Annotated in this window: 18 protein-coding genes; 11 read left to right on the top strand and 7 right to left on the bottom strand. The window is 72.2% G+C overall.

Annotated features, from left to right (window positions below; translation table 11 throughout):
• Nucleotides 1-148: 148 nt before the first annotated feature.
• Nucleotides 149-628, bottom strand: a complete 480-nt coding sequence (locus KIK05_RS29640; RefSeq protein WP_214414155.1) for a hypothetical protein — start codon at nucleotides 626-628, stop codon at nucleotides 149-151.
• A gap of 79 nt (nucleotides 629-707) precedes the next feature.
• Between KIK05_RS29640 and KIK05_RS29635 the strand changes: the two genes are divergently transcribed.
• From KIK05_RS29635 to KIK05_RS29625, 3 genes are read left to right on the top strand one after another with little or no spacing between them, the layout of a single operon-like run.
• Complete coding sequence (locus KIK05_RS29635; RefSeq protein ID WP_214414154.1) at nucleotides 708-944, top strand: hypothetical protein; 237 nt, start codon at nucleotides 708-710, stop codon at nucleotides 942-944.
• The gene (locus KIK05_RS29630; RefSeq protein ID WP_214414153.1) at nucleotides 944-1,549 is read left to right on the top strand and encodes a TetR/AcrR family transcriptional regulator; all 606 of its coding nucleotides are present in this window, start codon (nucleotides 944-946) and stop codon (nucleotides 1,547-1,549) included. Before KIK05_RS29635 ends, KIK05_RS29630 begins: the two co-directional genes overlap by 1 nt.
• On the top strand, nucleotides 1,546-2,379 hold the full coding sequence (locus KIK05_RS29625) for an SDR family NAD(P)-dependent oxidoreductase (protein WP_214414152.1): 834 nt from the start codon (nucleotides 1,546-1,548) through the stop codon (nucleotides 2,377-2,379). Before KIK05_RS29630 ends, KIK05_RS29625 begins: the two co-directional genes overlap by 4 nt.
• A gap of 48 nt (nucleotides 2,380-2,427) precedes the next feature.
• Here KIK05_RS29625 and KIK05_RS29620 read toward each other — a convergent pair whose 3' ends face one another.
• Nucleotides 2,428-3,291, bottom strand: a complete 864-nt coding sequence (locus KIK05_RS29620; RefSeq protein ID WP_214414151.1) for a helix-turn-helix domain-containing protein — start codon at nucleotides 3,289-3,291, stop codon at nucleotides 2,428-2,430.
• Nucleotides 3,292-3,457: 166 nt separating this feature from the next.
• On the opposite strand from KIK05_RS29620, the gene KIK05_RS29615 reads away from it, so the two are divergent.
• The 3 genes from KIK05_RS29615 (at nucleotide 3,458) to KIK05_RS29605 (ending at nucleotide 6,182) form a co-directional block, all read left to right on the top strand.
• Nucleotides 3,458-4,210 (top strand): NADPH-dependent F420 reductase, encoded by a 753-nt coding sequence (locus KIK05_RS29615; RefSeq protein ID WP_214414150.1) that lies wholly within the window; start codon nucleotides 3,458-3,460, stop codon nucleotides 4,208-4,210.
• 209 nt (nucleotides 4,211-4,419) lie between these two features.
• A complete protein-coding gene (locus KIK05_RS29610) occupies nucleotides 4,420-5,301 on the top strand; it encodes a DMT family transporter (RefSeq protein ID WP_214414149.1) in 882 nt (293 codons plus the stop codon).
• Nucleotides 5,298-6,182: a DMT family transporter gene (locus KIK05_RS29605; RefSeq protein ID WP_214414148.1), complete on the top strand. Its 885-nt coding sequence runs from the start codon at nucleotides 5,298-5,300 to the stop codon at nucleotides 6,180-6,182. The genes KIK05_RS29610 and KIK05_RS29605 overlap by 4 nt, the downstream gene beginning before the upstream one ends.
• 132 nt (nucleotides 6,183-6,314) lie before the next feature.
• Here KIK05_RS29605 and KIK05_RS29600 read toward each other — a convergent pair whose 3' ends face one another.
• A complete protein-coding gene (locus KIK05_RS29600) occupies nucleotides 6,315-7,160 on the bottom strand; it encodes a universal stress protein (RefSeq protein ID WP_214414147.1) in 846 nt (281 codons plus the stop codon).
• Nucleotides 7,161-7,313: 153 nt separating this feature from the next.
• Here KIK05_RS29600 and KIK05_RS29595 point away from each other — a divergent pair, with 153 nt between their 5' ends.
• From KIK05_RS29595 to KIK05_RS29585, 3 genes are read left to right on the top strand one after another with little or no spacing between them, the layout of a single operon-like run.
• Nucleotides 7,314-7,793 (top strand): GbsR/MarR family transcriptional regulator, encoded by a 480-nt coding sequence (locus tag KIK05_RS29595; RefSeq protein ID WP_214414146.1) that lies wholly within the window; start codon nucleotides 7,314-7,316, stop codon nucleotides 7,791-7,793.
• Nucleotides 7,790-8,596 carry a class I SAM-dependent methyltransferase gene (locus KIK05_RS29590; protein WP_214414145.1) on the top strand — a complete coding sequence of 269 codons (807 nt, stop codon included), beginning with the start codon at nucleotides 7,790-7,792 and terminating at the stop codon, nucleotides 8,594-8,596. The genes KIK05_RS29595 and KIK05_RS29590 overlap by 4 nt, the downstream gene beginning before the upstream one ends.
• 46 nt (nucleotides 8,597-8,642) lie before the next feature.
• Nucleotides 8,643-9,842, top strand: coding sequence for a cytochrome P450 (locus tag KIK05_RS29585; protein ID WP_214414144.1), 1,200 nt, complete (start codon nucleotides 8,643-8,645; stop codon nucleotides 9,840-9,842).
• A gap of 235 nt (nucleotides 9,843-10,077) precedes the next feature.
• Here KIK05_RS29585 and KIK05_RS29580 read toward each other — a convergent pair whose 3' ends face one another.
• Nucleotides 10,078-10,473: an archease gene (locus KIK05_RS29580; RefSeq protein WP_214414143.1), complete on the bottom strand. Its 396-nt coding sequence runs from the start codon at nucleotides 10,471-10,473 to the stop codon at nucleotides 10,078-10,080.
• Nucleotides 10,474-10,514: 41 nt separating this feature from the next.
• Nucleotides 10,515-11,909, bottom strand: a complete 1,395-nt coding sequence (locus KIK05_RS29575; protein ID WP_214414142.1) for an RtcB family protein — start codon at nucleotides 11,907-11,909, stop codon at nucleotides 10,515-10,517.
• 206 nt (nucleotides 11,910-12,115) lie between these two features.
• Between KIK05_RS29575 and KIK05_RS29570 the strand changes: the two genes are divergently transcribed.
• Complete coding sequence (locus tag KIK05_RS29570; RefSeq protein WP_214414141.1) at nucleotides 12,116-12,322, top strand: DUF1918 domain-containing protein; 207 nt, start codon at nucleotides 12,116-12,118, stop codon at nucleotides 12,320-12,322.
• A gap of 11 nt (nucleotides 12,323-12,333) precedes the next feature.
• On the opposite strand, the gene KIK05_RS29565 is transcribed toward KIK05_RS29570, so the two are convergent.
• Complete coding sequence (locus KIK05_RS29565) at nucleotides 12,334-13,530, bottom strand: FAD-dependent monooxygenase (RefSeq protein ID WP_250563644.1); 1,197 nt, start codon at nucleotides 13,528-13,530, stop codon at nucleotides 12,334-12,336.
• Nucleotides 13,531-13,787: 257 nt separating this feature from the next.
• Here KIK05_RS29565 and KIK05_RS49085 point away from each other — a divergent pair, with 257 nt between their 5' ends.
• Nucleotides 13,788-15,653, top strand: coding sequence for a multicopper oxidase domain-containing protein (locus tag KIK05_RS49085; RefSeq protein WP_214414140.1), 1,866 nt, complete (start codon nucleotides 13,788-13,790; stop codon nucleotides 15,651-15,653).
• A 221-nt stretch (nucleotides 15,654-15,874) separates the two neighbouring features.
• Here the strand turns inward: KIK05_RS49085 and KIK05_RS29555 are convergent, their stop codons facing one another.
• Nucleotides 15,875-18,676, bottom strand: coding sequence for an ATP-binding protein (locus KIK05_RS29555; RefSeq protein ID WP_214414139.1), 2,802 nt, complete (start codon nucleotides 18,674-18,676; stop codon nucleotides 15,875-15,877).
• Nucleotides 18,677-18,692 lie beyond the last annotated feature (16 nt).

Here is an 18,692-nt window from a genome sequence, read left to right as displayed (position 1 = left end):
ATCCGACCGGGCCAAAGGCGCGAACATCTCCGCGGCGAACGCCTCAAGGCGCTGCCGCACAACCGAAAGCTCATGGGGGGTCATCGCAGCATGAAACTACCCACACCGTCACAGTGGCTCCACGACACGCCGACCTAACAAAGCACTACTAGTTGAAGCAGTCCTGCGTGTTGAGGGCGATGCCGTACTCGGCGACCTTGCCGTGGGTGACGCCGAAGCTGTAGTAGGCCTTCTTGTTGCCGGGGACCGTGATCACGTAGTAGCCGTGGAAGTCCTTCTTGATGCGCGGGTAGGCCGCCTTCAACTGCGCGGCGGTGGAGCCGATCTTGATGCCCTGGGGCGTCGTCATGCCCTTCGCGGCGAAGATGGCCGCCACTCCCACCTTCGGCGAGATGTAGATGCCGACCGAGTCCTTGGAAGTCGGGGACTTCTTCAGGTCCCAGCCGGAGCAGCCACCGCCGCCCGGCGTCTTCTTGACGACCTCTCCCGTCGCCTTGGCCTGATCGGCGGCCATGCCGAGCTTGATCGCACCGTAACCGTAGGGACCCACCGTCGGCTTGGCCTGGGCGTCCGCCATGGTGGCGCCGGAGACCAGCAGGGCGCCCGCGAGGAGCGAAGTCCCGATCATCGTCTTCATCATGCTCTCTTTGACTACGCGGCGCCGGTAAAGGTTCGGCCCGATATCCGACTTCTCTCCGGTGGCGGCGATGACGGTGATGCTCCTCGGCGCGGCGCTGTGCGCGGTGAACGCGGTACTGCTGTCGCCCTGGCTCGCCGCCGCCACCACCGCCGTCCTGGGAGCCGGCTACGGCATCGCGGTGGTCTCGGGGCTGCTGGAGACACAGCGTATGGCCGGCGCCGGCGACCTGGGCGACGGTGCTCCGGGGCCATCCGCCCGATTCAAACCGTTACGTCTCGTCTCGATTCAAGCTAGTATGGGGTGATGAGCGAACAGCCCCGCCCGGGCCGCAAACGCAGCGAGGAGAGCCGCCTGGCGATCCTGACCGCGGCGTTCGAACTCATCGGCGAGGTCGGCTACGCCGGCCTGACGATCGAGGGCGTCGCGGCACGCTCGGGCACCGGCAAGCAGACCATCTACCGCTGGTGGCCCTCCAAGGCCGACGTGCTGCTGGACGCCATGGCCACCAAGGCCGACCTGTACGTGCCGATCCCGGACACGGGAAGCTACGCCGCCGACCTGCGGGCGTTCCTGCACGCCAGCTTCGCCCTGGCCCACCGGCCGCCGGTCGCCGACGGACTGCGCGCCCTGATGGCCGAAGCCCAGATCGACCCCGCGTTCGCCCGCCGGTTTCGCGCCTCGTTCCTGCAGCACCGCCGCGACGCGCTCGGGACCATCCTGGACCGCGCCGCATCCCGCGGGGAACTTCCACCGGGTCTTTCACCCGGCACCATCGCCGACATCGTGTTCGGCACCATCTGGTACCGGCTGCTCGCCACCCGCCAGCTCCTCGACGACCGGCTCGTCGAGGAACTCGTCACCACGCTCGCCGGACCACGACCCGCCTCGGACACCAAGGAGCCCGCGTGACCCGCCCCCGCACGATCTTCATCACCGGCGCCACCGACGGCCTCGGCCGCGCCCTGGCGCACCGGCTCGCCGCCGACGGCGCCACCCTGATCCTGCACGGCCGCGACCAGGGAAGACTCGACCGGACCGCCGAGGAGATCCAGGACGCCCACGGCACCGCGCGGCCACGCACCGTCCTCGCCGACCTGGCCGATCTCGCGCAGGTACGCGCCCTGGCGGCCGACGTACGCGCCGCCACCGACCGGCTGGAGGTGTTCGTCAGCAACGCCGGCATCGGCGGCGGCGAACCCGACGGCCGTACCCGCCGCACCAGCGCCGACGGGCACGAACTCAGGTTCGCCGTCAACTACCTCGCCGGATTCCTGCTCACCCTCGAACTCCTCCCGCTGCTGCGCGCCTCCGCCCCGGCCCGCATCGTCAACGTCGCCTCCATCGGGCAGGAGGCCATCGACTTCGACGACCTGATGCTCGAACACGGCTACAGCGGCATGCGCGCCTACTGCCAGAGCAAACTCGCCCAGATCGCCTCCGGTTTCGAGCTGGCCGCCCGGGTCCCCGCCGCCGAGGTCACGGTCAACAGCCTGCACCCGGCGACGTACATGCCGACCAAGATGGTCCTGCGGGAGATCGGCCACCACATCGACAGCATCGAGGACGGCGTCGCCGCCACCTACCGGCTCGTCACCGACCCCGCCCTCGCCGGCACGACCGGCCGCTTCTTCGACCGGACCCGCCAGGCCGAAGCCCACCGACAGGCTTACGACCCCCACGCCCGGGCCGAACTGTGGCAGCGCAGCCTGAAGCTCCTCGACCACCCCGGCATCGCCTGACCTGGCGCGCTCCCCGGCGTCCCCGCCATCGAGATCGAGCCGGCCGGCTCACCCGGGGCGCACACCCTCCGGGCGGACCGTCCACGCGCTTTCCAGTTCGCGCAGCGCCCGCTCAGACGCCGAGCCCGGCTCGGCGGCGAACAGGTCCAGCCCGTAGCACGACGGCTCCTCGGGCAGCTTGACGAGCTCGCGGTGCAGGGTCAGCTCGCCCACGACCGGGTGGTGCAGCACGTACGCCGAGGACCGGACCCGCGCGACCCTGTGCTCGGCCCACATGCGGGCGAAGTCCGCGCTCAGAGCCCGCATGTGGCCGATGTGCGCCTCGAGTCCGGAGTCCCCGCGATACCGCCCGAGCAGGACGCGCAGATGCGCCACGTGCTCGCGTGCCGCCCGCTCCCAGCCGGTGCGGTGCAGCTCGCGCAGGTAGGGCTCGGTGAACAGGAGGTGCGAGAGCGTGCGGCGGCCCGGCGGCAGCGCCGGGAAGCCGCCGAACACCTCCACGGCGAGCCGGTTCCAGCCGACGATCTGGGTGTGCCGGCCGACCACCAGCGCCGGCGTCATCACCAACGACTTCAGCAGGTAGCGCAGGCTCGCAGGCACCTCCGGCGCGGCCCCGGCCGCCGCGCACGGCTGGGGGGGCCGCGCGATCCGGTGCAGGTAGGCCAGCTCGTCGGTGTCCAGGCGCAGCGCCGCGCCGACGGCGTTCAAGATCTCGTCCGAGACGCTGTCGCCCTTGCCCTGTTCCAGACGCGTGTAGTGGGCGATGCTCACGCCCGCCAGCCGGGCCAGCTCCTCACGCCTCAGGCCCGCGACCCGGCGCACCGTCCCGTAGTCGCGCAGCCCGACGTCCTGCGGGCGCAGACGGGCACGGCGTGATTTGAGGAACTGACTCAGCTCGGTCCGGTCGTCCACGCGACAACCCTACGCCCGAGCGCCCGGTGGGTGATCACACCGTGAGTACGCGGCACACGGGCCTGGCCGGGCGGGTCGCGGCGGCCGCAGGCTGTCAGGCGGGCCACCCACGTGCGGCCTCGCCGCGCCCGGCTCTTGCCGCGGCATCCCCCTCGACGAACGGAGAATGGACGTGTCCCTGACACTTGGGCTCATCGGCAGCGGAATGATCGGTTCTTCCCTCGCCCGCCTGGCCGTCTCGGCCGGCCTCGAGGTCGTGCTCAGCAATTCGCGAGGGCCTGAGACGCTCGCCGATCTCGTCGCCGAGCTGGGCGGGCGGGCCCGGGCGGCCACACCGGCACAAGCGGCACGCGCCGCGGACCTGGTGGTGGCGGCCATCCCGTTGAAGGCCTACCGGGGGCTCCCCGCCGAAGCCCTGGCCGGCAAGACGGTGCTGGACACCGCGAACTACTACCCCGAGCGGGACGGCCACCTGGCCGAGCTGGACGCGGGCGAACTGACCTCCAGCGCCCTCGTACAGCGCCACCTGGCGGGCTCCCACGTGGTCAAGGCGTTCAACACCATCACCCCGCACCAGCTGTTCTCCCTCGCCCGGCCGGCAGGCGCGCCGGACCGCAGCGCCCTGCCCGTCGCCGGTGACGACCCGGAGGCCAAGACGCAGGCCATCCGCCTGCTGGATGTGCTCGGTTATGACGCGGTGGACGTCGGCACTCTCGCCGACAGCTGGCGCAGTGAACCGGACACACCGGTGTACATCCAGCCGTATCTCGGCGAGATCCCCGCCATGGGCGTCGAGGCCTTCCTCCGTTGGACGTACCGGACACCCGGCATCGTCGTTCCCGCGGCGCGGGTCGCCGATCTTGTCGAGACCGCCGTTCGCCGCCCGGCGGGCGAGGCCAGGCTCCCGAACGGCGACTGATCCTCGACGCCGGCCCGCCCGGCGCGGCCGCGTCCGTACCCCTCCCGGCGCAGCCCGCCCCCCGGCCCGGACGCCGCCCGCCCAGCCCTCTCCTACGGCCGTCCTGCCACTGTCGTCGTCACAGCGGATTTCCCCAGGTCAGGTAGGGCCGCCGCCTTCGGGGGAATGAGGTGGTCTGAGGGAACCGGACGTCGGAGAGGGTCACCGTGGTGACCATCGCCATCTCCTTGGTCGCGGCGTGCCTTCTCGGCGTCGGCTTCGTCGCCCAGCAGCACGCCGCCTACCGCGAGCCGCTCGGCGAGATACTGCACCCGCGCCTGCTGCTCGACCTGATCCGCTCGCCGCTGTGGCTGACGGGGATCGGGCTGATGGCCTGCGGGCAGGTGGTCAGCGCGATCGCGCTGAGGCAGGCGGGCCTGACCAGGGTGGAGCCGCTCCTGGCCACGAACCTGCTGTTCGCCCTGACCGCCGCGCACGTGATCTACAAGGAGCACTTCGGCCTGGTGGAGTGGTCCGGAGCGGTGCTGGTCAGCGGCGGGGTGGCGCTCTTCCTGTTCTTCGGCGAACCGCACGGAGGCCGCACACCCGGCCCGTACTCCCTTCGCTGGCTGGTGCTGCTCGGCGCGGTCTCGGTGGCGGCCCTGCTCGTCCTCATCGCGCTGCGCCGGCCGCTGGCGGTCAAGGCGATCCTGCTCGCCGCCGCCGCGGGGGTGCTGTACGGGCTGCAGGACGTGCTCACCCGCAGCTCGGTGCTCTCGCTCGGCAAGGGACTGGACGTCGTCCTGGCGACCTGGCAGCCGTACGCACTGCCGCTGATCGCCGTCATAGGGCTGCTGCTGAACCAGAGCGCGTTCGACGCCGCGCCGCTCCACCACTCGCTGCCCGCCACCACCGCCGCTGAGCCGATCACCGGGATCGTCCTGGGCGTGACGATCTTCACCGAGCACCTGCGCGTGACCCGCGAGTCGCTCGCCTGGGAGGTCATCAGCTTGATCGCCATGGTGACGGGCATCATCCTCCTCGGACGGTCCCCCTTCCTGGCCAAAACCGAGCAGGACGCTCCACGGCGCCCGGAGGGAGAGGGGCAGTGATCTCTGTGGTCCTGGCGTTGTTCGCCGCGGCGAGCAACGCGGTCGCCTCGGTACTGCAACGCCGTACGGCGCGCTCACTGCCCGACAAGCAGGCGTTCCGGCCGTCCCTCATCCTGACCCTGATCCGCTACCCGGGCTGGCTGTGCGGGATCGGCGCGCTCATCCTGGGCTTCGTGTTCCAGGCCGCCGCCCTGTCGGCGGGCGGGCTGACGCTCGTGCAACCCGTGCTCGTCGTCGAGCTGCCCATCACCATGGTCCTGGTCTCGCGGGTGTTCGGCACCCGGCTCGACCGGCGGTCGTGGTTCGCCGTGGGGACGATGACGGTCGGCGTGGCGACGTTCCTCGCCAGCGCGGCGCCCGGCAGGGGGCACAGCACCCCCGGCACGACCGAATGGGTGCTGGCCGTGGTGGTGACGGTCGGAGTGGTGACGGGCCTGGTGATGGCCGCCCGCCTCACCGCCGGCCCCGCGCGGGCGGCCGTGCTGGGAGTGGCCGCCGGCATCGGCTTCGCCTTCACCGCCACCTTCATCAAGGAGAGCACGACGATCTTCGAGCGGAACCCCGGGGAGCTGGCCACCTCCTGGGAGCCGTACGCGATGGTGATCGCCGGGCTGTGCAGCCTGTTCCTGCTGCAGAATGCGCTGCAGAGCGGCCCTCTGGTCGCCGCGCAGCCGGCCCTGACGATCAGCGACCCGGTGGCGGGCATCCTCTACGGCACGATGATGTTCGGCGAGCAGGTCCGCACGGGCGCCTGGACCCTGCTCGAGGCACTGGGCATCGCGTTGATCATCTTCGGGAGCTTCCTGCTCGCCCAGTCACCGATCCTCGGGGAACGGCAGGCCCGGGCCACGGCGGCGCGGGCACGAGGACGGTCCCGGTAGAGCCACTCCCATGGGCCCGCCCATCGTCTGGCCGGCCTCGGAGGAGGCGGCCGGCGTGCACGACGAACGCATCGTCGCCGCGGAGTTCGAGCACTGGCTGGGCGACAGGGACCTCAGGCGATGAGGCAGGCCTCATGGCTCGGCGCGGGCGGGCACCACGGCCACCGGGCAGCGGGCGTGGTGCAGGACGGCATGACCGGTGGAACCCAGGATCAGCCCGGCGATGCCCCCGCAGCCGCGTGACCCCACCACGACCAGGTCGGCCTCGTCCGACGCCTCCACCAGGACCTCGGCCGGATGCCCCTGCGCCACCTGCTGACGGAGCGCGACGGAGGGGTGCCGTTCCCGGGACGCCTCCAGCGACCCGGCCAGCAGGCGCGGCTCCCCCGCCAGCAGGACACCGGGATCGAACGGCAGGGTCCCGACGGGAAGGGACCAGGCGCGGATCGCGCGCAGCCCGCAGCCACGCAGCTCGGCCTCGGCGAAGGCGAACTCGACCGCGGGCTCGCTCTCGGCGGATCCGTCCGTCCCCACCACCACCTCCCCGCGGCCGGCGGCCACGGGCCCGCGCACCACGACGACCGGGCACGGCGCGCGCCCGGCCACCCCGAGGGCGACCGAGCCGAGCAGCAGCCCGCGGAAGCCGCCCAGGCCGTGGTTGCCGATCACGAGCAGGTCGGCGTCCCGGCCCAGGCCGAGCAGCACGGTCCGCGGGTCCCCCGCCAGCCGTTCGGAGCTCACCCGCACCTCGAACGGCTCGGCGCACGCCCGCTCCACGGCCGCCGTCAGGACCGCGGTGGCGCCGTCGCGCATCCAGCGCCCCACCTCGGCGTTGGGGGCGTCCTCCGGCATCTCCTCGGCCCACTTCGGCACCGCGTGCACGATGTGCACGGGCAGGCCGCGCAGCGCCGCCTCCCGCACCGCCCACCCGGCGGCGTCCAGCCCCACGGCCGACCCGTCCACTCCGACAACGATCATCTGGTGCTTCCCCCACCGGAAGCCTCCCCCCTCCGCCGTGGCGGCACTCCCGCCGGAGCGAAACGCCCTGATCGCCGGCCATTGCCCGAAGCGGGGAAACGAGCGTATCTTTCGTAAAGTACGTACTTTACGAGCGCGACGAGGTTGATCGTGATGGAGCCGCGCGAAAGCGAGTTCATCGACCGGATGGGGCTGGTCATGGAGCGTCTGGGCGGGACGCGGACGATGGGCCGCCTCTACGCGTGGCTCATGATCTGCGACCCGCCGCACCGGTCCCTCACCGATCTTGCGGCCGAACTCGGCGTCAGCAAGACCGCGGTCAGCACGATCGCCCGGCAGCTGGAGGCCGCCGGGATGATCGAGCGTGCCCCGACACCCAACCGCGAGCACCGCTACCGCCTGGTCAGCGGCGGCTGGACCCACGCCATGCGGGTCCAGCTGGCCGGGGTGCGGCTGACCCTGGAGGCCCTGGAGTTCGGGCTGTCCGTCGTCGGCGAGGACCGCCCCGAACAGCGGGCCAGGCTGGAGGAGACCCGCGAGTTCTTCGCCTTCACCCTGCAGGACGCCGACGGGTTCCTCCAGCGCTGGCAGGAATACCGCGGCGATCCGACCGGCGAGGGGAGCAGCCGATGACCGCGGGAAAGGTCGACTTCACCGTCATCCCCGACGAGGGGATCACCTGGACACTCCTCGGCACCCTGTACCTGCGGGCATGGGAGAGCCGCCTGCCGCACCCCATCCTCGGCGACCACTACGCGGCCGAGGCCATCGAGCGCATCGACTACGACTTCGCCAAGCTGAAACGGCGCGTCAGACCCGACGGCAACCAGTTCCTGGTCGCACTGCGCGCCCGGCAGCTCGACGACTGGAGCCGCGCCTTCCTGGCCCGCCATCCGGACGCCACCGTGCTGCAGCTGGGCTGCGGCCTGGACAGCCGGATGCTCCGCCTGGACCCGCAGGGCGCACTGCGCTGGTTCGACCTCGACATCCCCCAGGTCATCGCGCTGCGCCGGCGGATCTACCCCGAACGCGGCCGCTACCGGATGATCGGCGCGTCGGTCACCGACGACGGCTGGCTGCGGGAGATCCCCGCCGACCGCCCCGTCCTGATCGTCGCCGAGGGACTGCTGCCCTACCTGTCCCCCGGCGACGCCCGCCGCCTGCTGCGGCGGCTGACCGACCACTTCCCCTCCGGCGAGTTGCTCTTCGACGGACTGGCCCCCTGGGTCGTCCGCATGGTCAAGATCTTCCGGTGGTCGCCGCGCGGCGGCCGGGACGTCGAACGGTGGAACCCCCGCCTCACCTGCGCCGGGCAGGTGCCCTTCACCACGCACCACCGACGGATCCCGGTACGCCGCTACCGCATGCTCTACCGGCTCCTTCACGCCGTGCCGGCGCTGCGGAACATGTCCGTGGCCTACCGGTTCACGTTCTAGCCGAACCTGCTCACCCGAAAATCGGCCCACGACCAAGGGAGAGACGATGGCCAGCATCGTCGAGCGGTACCACATCCCCCAACAGCACTTCTGGCTGCACGGACCGCGCTCCGGCCCGCCGGTGGAGTACGACGCCGCCACCGGCCTGTGGAACGTCTACGGCTACCCCGAACTGCACGAGATCCTCGGCGACCCCGCGACGTTCTCCTCCGACACCATGCGCGTCATCCCCGAGAACCTGCAGCCGGACAGCGAGGACTTCTCGCTGGCGGGGTTCCTCACCCAGATCGACCCGCCCGAGCACGGCAAACTGCGCAAACTGGTCAGCAGCGCCTTCACCCGCAAGGTCGTCGCGGACCTGGAGCCGAGGATCGCCGAGCTCACCGGCGAACTCCTCGACGCCGCCCGCGACCGCGGCCGCCTGGAACTGGTGACCGATCTGGCCTACCCGCTTCCCGTCATCGTCATCGCCGAACTGCTCGGGGTGCCCAGCGGCGACCGCGCCCTGTTCAAACAGTGGGCCGACGCGATGTTCGACCGCGACGCCAAGATCTCGCTCACCGAACCCGCCGAGGACCAGAAGGCGGACATGCAGGCCACGCTGAAACCATGGAAGGAGATGACCGCCTACCTCGCCGCCCACGCCGCCGAACGCAGGCGGCGGCCCCGCGCCGACCTGCTCACCAGGCTGGTCCAGGCCGAGGTGGACGGCGAGCGCCTGCCCGACGACCAGGTGATCAACTTCGCGATCCTCCTTCTGCTCGCCGGACACGTCACCACCACGATGCTGCTGGGCAACACCGTGCTGTGCCTGGACGCCTTCCCCGAACAGCAGCGCAAGGCCCGCGCCGACCGCACCCGGATCCCCGCCGTCATCGAGGAGTCGCTGCGCTACCTCACCCCGTTCGCCGCCCTCGCCCGCTCCACCACCCGCGAGGTCGAGCTCGGCGGCGCGACGATCCCGGCCGACCGCCTGGTCATGACGTGGCTCGGGGCGGCCAACAGGGATCCCCGCCAGTTCCCCGACCCCGACGCCTTCGACCCCGGCCGCGACCCCAACCCCCATCTCGCCTTCGGCCGCGGCATCCACTTCTGCCTCGGCGCGCCCCTGGCCCGGCTGGAAGGACGGGTCGCGCTGAACATCCTGCTCGACCGGTTCGACCCGCTGCGCACCGATCCCGACGACCCCGTGGACTTCATGCCCGCGCCGACCATGACGGGGGTACGCCGCCTCCCGCTGCACTGACCGGCCAAGAGACGGGGCCGACCCCGCGCACCCGCGCCGTGATCACCAGGCGCACGCTCGGGCGCGGGTCCGCCCCGTCGGGCGCAGCCCCCCAGGATGACGCGGGCCCGCGGGACGGGGATGACACGAACATGACGTCCGGCACGGCGGCCCACGCCCGGTGAACCCGTGGACGCTGGTCCACGACCGCTTCGGCCGCGGCCACCGCTTCCCGCTGACCCGCCGAACACCCCGGCTACACGTCCACGGTGACCACGCACCGCCACTCCCCCGCCCGGCGGGCGAACCGCAGGCCGTGCAGGGCCACGGCCTTGGGGACGGCACCCGTCTGGGACACCGCCTCCACATCGGCCATGCCGAGTTCCAGCCACACCCCGCCCCCGTCCTGACCGGCCTCGACCCGGCACGGGACCCTCCCGCTCGTGTCCAACAGGTAGATCACCTCCTCCAGCGCGTCGACGAGCTGATCCCCGGGCGGCCCGGGCAGGACGCGCACCGTGTGAACCGCCCGGCTCTCGGCCCGCCCCACGTCGGCGAACGATTCGACCAGCGCCCGCACGGCCCCGGCCAGGCAGCCCGCAAGGGTCGGCGCCCACGCCTCGATCCGCGTGTCGGCGGTGTGCGGCAGCACCCGATGCCCCTGCGCCGAACCCGGCCGCCGTTCCACCCCGATCAGCCCTTCACCACGCCCACGGGCACCAGCCGCGCCACCTTCCGGCACAGTCCCGCGCCGGCGCTCGCCGCGACCACCGCCTCGACGTCCTTGTAGGCCGTAGGGGCCTCCTCCGCCAGGCCGCGCCAGGACGAGCCGCGCACCGCTATGCCGCACGCCTCCAACTCCTCGCGCAGCCGCCTGCCGTCGGTACGGCGCGCCGCCTCGTGCCGGCTCTGGCTACGGCCGGCGCCATGACAGGTCGAATGGAACGCCTCACCCCCGGCGACCCCCGCGAGCACGTACGAGGCGGTGCCCATGGTGCCCGGAACCAGCACCGGCTGACCGCAGGCCGCCAGATCCGCCGGCAGCTCCGGATGACGCGGCGGCAGCGCCCGCGTGGCCCCCTTGCGGTGCACGCACAGCGTCAACCCGCCGTGCTCCTCGATCTTGGCGAGATTGTGGGACACGTCGTACACCAGCTCCACGGCGGCGCCGGTGAGACGGCCGAACACCCCGCGGACGGCCTCGGCGAGCAGCTGCCTGTTGGCACGCCCGTAGTTGGCGGCGGCGGCCATGGCCCCCAGGTACGCCCGCCCCTCCGGACTGTCGACAGGGGCGCAGGCGAGCTGCCGGTCGGGCACCCGGACGCCGTACCGCCGCATGGCCTTCCCCATCACCCGCACATGATCGACGCAGATCTGGTGCCCCAGCCCACGCGAACCGCAGTGGATCATCACGCACACCTGGCCGGGCCGCAGACCGAACGCGGCGGCCGCCGGCGGATCGTAGATCTCCTCCACCGCCTGGACCTCCAGAAAATGGTTCCCCGAACCCAGGCTGCCCACCTGGGCCAAGCCACGTTCGACGGCACGATCGCCGACCCGGCCGGGGTCCGCGCCCGGCACCGCGCCATGATCCTCACAGCGCTCCAGGTCACGCGGCACGCCGTGCCCCCGCCGCACGGCGTACCGCGCGCCGCCGTACAGCACCTCCGAAAGTTCGGCTCCCGTCACCCGCCACAGCCCGCCACCGCCGAGCCCCCGCGGCGTGACCCCGCCGAGCTCGTCCATCAGCCGCTCCAGCAGCGGCCGGAGACGATCCCGCTGCAGATCCACCGCCAGCAGGCGCACCCCGCAGGAGATGTCGAACCCCACTCCGCCGGGCGAGACCACCCCACCGGCGCCGACGTCGGTCGCCGCGACACCACCGATCGGGAAGCCGTACCCCCAGTGCACGTCCGGCATCGCATAGGAGGCGCCGACGATGCCCGGCAGGCACGCCACGTCGGCGACCTGCCGCAACGCTTGATCCTCGGGCAGGAGCCCGGGAGAGGCGAACACCACACCCGGCACACGCATGAGCCCCTCCGGCTCCATCCGGTACCGGAACTCGCTCTCACGCTCCAGCCTCATCACCGTCGGCTCCCGGACACGGCACGGCGACCTCCCCGGCCCCCGCCATCGGGGGCCGATCTCACCGTGCGCCGCCCACCGCCGCGCCGGGTAGGGCCGGAGTCCCCCCGCGGGCCGGGACCTTCGTCCGTACCGGCGGGCCCTCCGGCACCGGGTCGGCACCCCGATTCCGGGGAATGCTGAAAGAGAACCGAAGGGAGGCAGCCATGAAGGCCGAAGTCGGGGACCGGCTGATCGTCGAGGGCGTCCATCTGGGCGTGCCACGCCGCGTCGGGATCATCATGGGGGTGCACCACGCCGACGGCTCACCGCCCTACGACGTGCGCTGGCTCGACCAGGAACGCCAATGCCTGGTCTTCCCCGGGCCGGACGCCCACATCGAGCACGCCGACAGGGAACACCACCCCGCCTGAGACCCCGGGGCTCAGCCCGGCAGCGGCTCGGCGTCCACGTCGTAGGAGTAGAGCCAGGAGTTGTGCCGCAGCAGATCTCCGTCACGCAGCCCGGCGTCACGCTCGCGCTGCGCGGGACCGTCCGGCAAATGGTTGTACTCCGCGCGGCCCCGGCTCATCAACTGCACCCGGCCCGCGCGCGGCCGGCGGGCCGCCTCGTACGACAGCAGGGCCTTGGGCACCGAGTCACGGTCGGCCTCCCGAAGGCAGCGCGCCAGCACGGCCGCGTCCTCGATCGCCTGCCCGGCGCCCTGGGCGAAGAACGGCAGCATCGCGTGCGCGGCGTCACCGAGCAGGGTCACGCGGCCGCTGGTCCACCGCTCCAGCGGGCTGCGGTCGTAGAGCGCCCACCGCTTGGTGCTCGCAGCGGCGGCGATCAGCCGCCGCACCCTGTCGTCCCAGCCCTCGAACTCCCGCGCGAAGTCCGACAGATCACCGTCGGCCGTCCACGACTCCAGCAGCCACTCGTCCGTCGGCACCACCGCGACGACGTTCACCAGCCGCCCGCCGGACACCGGATAGTGCACCAGGTGCCGCCCGGGCCCCAGCCACAGCGACTGCACGCGGCGCCGCGCGTACTCCGGCGCCTTCTCGACGGGGACCAGCGCGCGGAAGGCGCTCAGGCTGCAGAAGTGCGGTTCCACCTCGGTCACGATCAGCGGCCTGACGGTCGAGTGGATGCCGTCGGCTCCGACGACCGCGTCGGCGCGCACCTTCGTCCACCCGCCCGCCCGGTGCGCGAAGGTCAGCTCCACCTCCGTGTCGCCCTGCTCCAGCGCCACGAGGCGATGATCGAGGTGGACGGCCCACGCCGGCAACGCGCCGTGGAACATCGCGAGCAGGTCGGCGCGGTGCGCGGTGTGCACGTTCGCGCCGTACAGCCGCTCGCACGCCTCTCCCATCGGCTGCGAGTAGAGCACCTCCCCGTCCTCCCAGCGCCGGTACTCCCACGCCGCCTCCAGCCAGACCGCGCACCGGGCCAGAGCGTCGCCCAGGCCGAGCCGCCTGATCAGCCGGACCATGTTGGGCGCGATCATCACCCCGGCCCCGACCTCGCGCAGTTCCGACGCCTGCTCGTACACCACGGCCTCGATGCCGGCCCGGCGCAGATGGAGCGCCGCCGCCAGCCCGCCGAGCCCCCCGCCCACGACCGCCACCCGCAAGCCCATCGGCACTCCCGGCATGTCCTCAGGTAGATCCTCCATTGTGAAACGACCGCCCGGATTCGACAGGACCTACGGGATAAGTCACCCTTCTATCGCCTCCGTCGGTAGCACCGATATCCCGCGCGCCGTACACCGGCGAAGGCGGCCCGACCTGCGGGTACATGTCCTGAAAGGGCGCATTCGGGAGGTCGGCGGGGCATCCGTCCGTAGATGACACATGTCAGCGATCCCCGGTAACCCCCTTCGACGAGGGAGGCGCGGTGATCACCAGACGACAGTTCCTCAAGGCCGGGGCGGTGCTCCTGGCCACCCCCGCAACCGCTTCCCCGCTACTGAACCCCGCGTCGATCGCCAAGTACGTCACGCCACTGGCCATCCCGCCTGTGATGCCGCCCCTGCCCCCGGCCGGCGGCCCCACCGACCGGTACGTGATCGGTATCCGGCAGTTCCGGCAGCAGATCCTCCCCCCGGGCAGCCCCTCCACCACCGTCTGGGGATACGGCTCGCCCCACCACCCGCACACCTTCAGCAGCCCCGCCTTCACCCTGGAGGCCACCGTCGGCCGCCCCGTACAACTGGAATGGGTCAACGAACTGGTCGACGCCGCCGGGAACCACCTGGAGCACCTGCTGCCGGTGGACCCCACCCTCCACTGGGCCAACCCACCCGGCGGCCCCTCAGGACGGGATTCACGGCCCACCTTCACCGCCACCCCCGGCAGCTACCGCGGCCCGGTCCCGATCGTCACCCATCTGCACGGCGGCTACAACGACGACCACAGCGACGGCCACCCCGAGGCGTGGTACCTGCCCGCCGCCAGGAACATCCCGGCGGGCTACGCGACCGAAGGCAGGCAGTACGCGGATTTCCAGGCCCGGTCGGCGAACCGGCACGGCACCTCGTGGCGTCCCGGATCGGCGATCTTCCACTACGGCAACGACCAGCGCCCGGCCACCATGTGGTACCACGACCACACCCTCGGCATCACCCGGCTCAACGTCTACGCCGGACTGGCCGGCTTCTACCTGCTGCGCGGCGGCCCCCACGACCTTCCACCCGGCGTCCTGCCCGGACCCGGCGACCACCCCCACGAGATCCCGATCGTCGTCCAGGACAGGTCCTTCGCCGCCGACGGCTCCCTGTTCTACCCCGGCAGCCGCCGCCGGTTCGACCACTTCCCGGGCCCCTACATCCCCGGCAGCGACCTGTCCCCCATCTGGAACCCCGAATTCTTCGGCGACACCATGATGGTCAACGGCCGCACCTGGCCCTACCTCACCGTCGAGCCCCGCCGCTACCGGTTCCGCCTCCTCAACGGATGCAACAGCCGCTTCCTGCACCTGAAGATCGTCACCGACCCCGTCGCCAGACGCCCGGTCAGCCCGGCCCTGCCCCTCTGGCAGATCGGATCCGAGGGAGGATTCCTCCCCAAACCCATCCAGACCGGCCGGCTTCTCCTGGCCCCCGCCGAACGCGCCGACGTGATCGTCGACTTCGCCGCCTTCCGCCCCGGCACGGCGCTCTACCTCATCAACGAAGCCCCCGACGGCCCCTTCCAAGGCGACCCCCACGCCCGGCCCGCCGACCCCGCCACCACCGGACAGGTGATGAAATTCCTGGTCGGGCGACGCACCGGAACCGACCGGACCGTACCACCCGACCAGCTCACCCTCCCCACCGTCACCCCCGTCGGCCCCGCCACCCGCACCCGCGCGGTCGCCCTCCTGGAGCAGAACTCACAGACGATCAAAGGCGCCGGCCCGGCCGCCGTCCTGCTCGGCACCCTCGAGCACGGCCCCAAGGCGAGAATGTGGAGCGACCCCATCACCGAGAACCCCGCCGTCGGCGCCACCGAAACATGGGAGATCCACAACTTCACCAAGGACGCACACCCCATCCACGTCCACGAGGTCCAGTTCCAGGTAGCCGACCGCCGGCGACCCGGCGGCCCCGCCCGGCCCCCCGACCCCCGCGAACAGGGCCACAAGGACACCGTGATCGCCTACCCCGGCGAGATCACCCGCATCAGGGCCACCTTCGACCGCGCCGGACTGTTCGTGTGGCACTGCCACATCCTCGAACACGAGGACAACGAGATGATGCGCCCCTACCGCGTCGGCGACTGACCCCCGGCGACAGTGCTCAGCCCACCCCCGGACGGACGAGCACATCGACCTCCGCCCCGCCGCCTACACCCCCGCCATTCAGACGAACCCGCACTCAGGCGGCGGCGTCGAACAACGCCTCCGCTCGCGCGACCATCCGCCGGGCGGCCTTTACATTGTAGATTCGTAACGTCCGAACCGCTGGACGGGACGCGACCTGGCCGGCGACTTTCGCGGTGAGGTCATCGCCGGTGCCCGGCAGGGGCCATCGGGGCGAGGCCGAGGCCGGCGAGCACCGCCGTCCCGCGCTCGGCATGGTCGCCCCCGGCGAGCACCAGGGTCCGCGCGGACTGGTAACGGCAGCCGGCGGCGTCGAACGCCTCCCCCGTGGCGAGCAACGCCTTCTGGTCGCCGTCGAGCAGCGCTCCGGCACGCTCCACGATGGCACCGGCGACCGGGTTGCCGGCCACGACGGTCCGGGCCTCGGCCAGACGGTCACGAGCGTCGGAGCTCCCGGCGAGCACGGCGGCCTCGGTGCGGAGCGCGACATACCAGTGGTGCCAGATCCAGGTGACCCATTGCCACACCTCTCCCGGCTCGGGCGCCATCCGCTTCAGCGCCTCGGGCGCCTGCCCGCGGTGGAGCAGAAGCATCGCCTCGAAGACCGCGCCGTAGCCATGGGTGTTCCACGGTGAGGGGTCGAGCTGGTTCAGCACCGCGCTCCATTCGCGCCGGGCGTCGTGGTCGTCGCGCAGGCCGTGGATCGTCGCCACCGCGGCCGCCGGCGGGCCGAGGACGGACCTGGCAGGGCCGCCGACCCGTCGCCACGCCTCGAGGAACCGGGCGCTGACGGCGAGTACCTCGTCGACGTCGCCCGCGAGCGCGTCGGCCACGAGGAGCCAGCCCGTGGCGCGATGACCGACCTCTGCCAGCAGCGGATGATCTGCGAGTCGCCGTGCCCAGCGCCGGGCACCCGGGAGATCTCCCGTGCCGAGGCTGGCCCCGGCGGCCTCCCCGAGCGCCTCGATCAGCTCGTGGGTGCTGGCCGGGGTATCCGGTGTGGACGAGAGCAGCGTCATCCGGCGCCGCGTCGTCTCGGCGGCGGCGAAGGTGTCGCCGGCCCAGCTCTGGGCGCCGGTCAGCGTATCGAGTGCGGCGGATTCGGCGAGCGGGTCACCGGCGCGGTGAGCCAGTTCGACCGCTCGTTCGGCGCGCGCGATCGTCTCGCCGACCGCATCGTCGCCGGGGCTCTGTGCGGCACCGATCGCGTCGGTGAGCGACCGTCCGGCCTCGGCCAGCGCCACGGCCGCCAGGGCCGCCGGGGCGTCGCCGGCCAGTTCCCGCGCCTCGGCGATGAGGGCGATCGACTCTTCCCGCGGCAGCATGCGTGCGAACTTGCTGGAGAACCGGTAGGCGTTGGCGGCGGCGTTCGCCAGGTCACGGGCGGCGCCGGCGGTGTCGCCGGACCTGCCGGCGGTGTCCGCGGCCGCCCGGTGCAGGCGGTACATGTCGTCACCGTGCATCCGGCAGCCCGCCACGGCCGCGGCCTGCCGGAGCATCGACACGGCGTCGGTGGGGTCGTCGGCGAGCGCGGCGGCCTGCTCATAGCGGCCCTGGGACTCGCCGATCAGGTTACGGGTGAAGGTCAGCTCCGCCAGGCACCGGGCGAGCTCGTACGCGTCCGCGCGGTGTTCGGGCCGGTCGGCCGCCCATGCCAGGGCCGCGCGGAGGTCGTCGGCCACCAGGTCGAACCGCGCCCGCCAGTCCTTCCCCACCACCGTCAGACCGGCGGCCATGGCCAGGCACCAGCGAAGGTGCCGGGATCGCGTGTCGACCAGCTCGCCGGCCTCGGAGAGCCGCTCCGTCGCGTACTGGCGGATGGTCTCCAGCGCACGGTAGTTCGTACCGCGCGGGGACGCCGTCACCACCAGCAGGCTCTGTTCGGTGAGCCGGGCCAGGCCGTCGGCGACCAGGCCTTCCTCGGAGCCGGTCACCTCCGCCGCCGCGGCCACGGTGAACGGCGCCACGAACACCGACAGCCGGCGCAGCAGCGTCCGGTCGGCCGGGTCCAGCAGCGCATGACTCCAGTCCAGCGCCGCCCGGACCGAACGGTGCCGTTCGTCGGCGCGGGAGCCGCCGGTGAGCATCCGCAGCGGGTGGGACAGGGCGGCGGTGATGCCGTCGAGCCCGAGGGTGGGATACCGGGCGGCGGCCAGCTCGATCGCCAGCGCCATTCCGTCCAGCCGATCACAGATGGCGGCGATCTGCCCGCGCAGCGGAGGATCGAGCGGCCAGCCGACCGCCGCCGCCCGCTCCATGAACAACACGACCGCGTCCGACTCGCCGTCCACGGTCAGCGACAGCGGCGGGACCTGGTACACCCGTTCGAACGGCACCATCAGCCGGGCCCGGCTGGTCGCCAGCACCGTCACCCGAGGGCACGTCGCCAGCAGCCGCTCGAGGAACAGCGCGACCCCGTCCACCACGTGCTCGCAGTTGTCCAGCACCAGCAGCGCATGCCGGTCGGCCAGTGCGGCGACCACGGACTCGGTCATGTCACGGCCGGGCTGCTCACCGAGACCGACCGCCCCGGCGACCGCGGTCGCGATCATGCCCGGATCGGTGACGGGGACGAGATCGACGAACCACACCCCGTCGGAGTACTCGCCGGCCGCTTCCGCGGCCACCGCCAGCGCGAGCCGGGTCTTGCCGACTCCCCCGGGCCCGACCGCGGTCACCTGACGGTGTGCCTTGGTCAGCTCGGTCAGCTCGGCCCGCTCGCTCACCCGGCCGATGAACGAGGTCAGCGGGGCCGGCAGAGCCGGCGCCGGCTGAGACGGGCCGGGGCCGGCCGGCTCGGGGGCACGCTGGGCGAGCCCCCGCCGATCCGGCACCTCCAGCTTGCGCAGCAGCGAGGAGACGTGACTCTCCACGGTACGCACCGAGATGCACAGCCGTGCCGCGATCTCGGCGTTGCTGAGATGGGCGCCGACCAGTTCCAGCACCTCGGCTTCCCGAGGCGAGATGTCCACTGCTGCCAGCATTATCCCATTTTGGCGC

It is taken from the genome of Sphaerisporangium fuscum (assembly GCF_018531465.1).
In the GTDB taxonomy this organism is placed as follows: domain Bacteria; phylum Actinomycetota; class Actinomycetes; order Streptosporangiales; family Streptosporangiaceae; genus Sphaerisporangium; species Sphaerisporangium fuscum.
Note: the sequence above shows the minus strand (reverse complement) of the source record. Positions and strands in the feature narration are given on the sequence as shown.

Excerpts from the sequence above, each read along its gene's own strand:
- KIK05_RS29640 (WP_214414155.1), bottom strand. The coding sequence starts at position 628 with ATGATCGGGACTTCGCTCCTCGCGGGCGCCCTGCTGGTCTCCGGCGCC.
- KIK05_RS29635 (WP_214414154.1), top strand. The coding sequence starts at position 708 with ATGACGGTGATGCTCCTCGGCGCGGCGCTGTGCGCGGTGAACGCGGTA.
- KIK05_RS29630 (WP_214414153.1), top strand. The coding sequence starts at position 944 with ATGAGCGAACAGCCCCGCCCGGGCCGCAAACGCAGCGAGGAGAGCCGC.
- KIK05_RS29615 (WP_214414150.1), top strand. The coding sequence starts at position 3,458 with ATGGACGTGTCCCTGACACTTGGGCTCATCGGCAGCGGAATGATCGGT.
- KIK05_RS29600 (WP_214414147.1), bottom strand. The coding sequence starts at position 7,160 with ATGATCGTTGTCGGAGTGGACGGGTCGGCCGTGGGGCTGGACGCCGCC.
- KIK05_RS29595 (WP_214414146.1), top strand. The coding sequence starts at position 7,314 with ATGGAGCCGCGCGAAAGCGAGTTCATCGACCGGATGGGGCTGGTCATG.
- KIK05_RS29590 (WP_214414145.1), top strand. The coding sequence starts at position 7,790 with ATGACCGCGGGAAAGGTCGACTTCACCGTCATCCCCGACGAGGGGATC.
- KIK05_RS29585 (WP_214414144.1), top strand. The coding sequence starts at position 8,643 with ATGGCCAGCATCGTCGAGCGGTACCACATCCCCCAACAGCACTTCTGG.
- KIK05_RS29575 (WP_214414142.1), bottom strand. The coding sequence starts at position 11,909 with ATGAGGCTGGAGCGTGAGAGCGAGTTCCGGTACCGGATGGAGCCGGAG.
- KIK05_RS29570 (WP_214414141.1), top strand. The coding sequence starts at position 12,116 with ATGAAGGCCGAAGTCGGGGACCGGCTGATCGTCGAGGGCGTCCATCTG.
- KIK05_RS29565 (WP_250563644.1), bottom strand. The coding sequence starts at position 13,530 with ATGGGCTTGCGGGTGGCGGTCGTGGGCGGGGGGCTCGGCGGGCTGGCG.
- KIK05_RS29555 (WP_214414139.1), bottom strand. The coding sequence starts at position 18,676 with ATGCTGGCAGCAGTGGACATCTCGCCTCGGGAAGCCGAGGTGCTGGAA.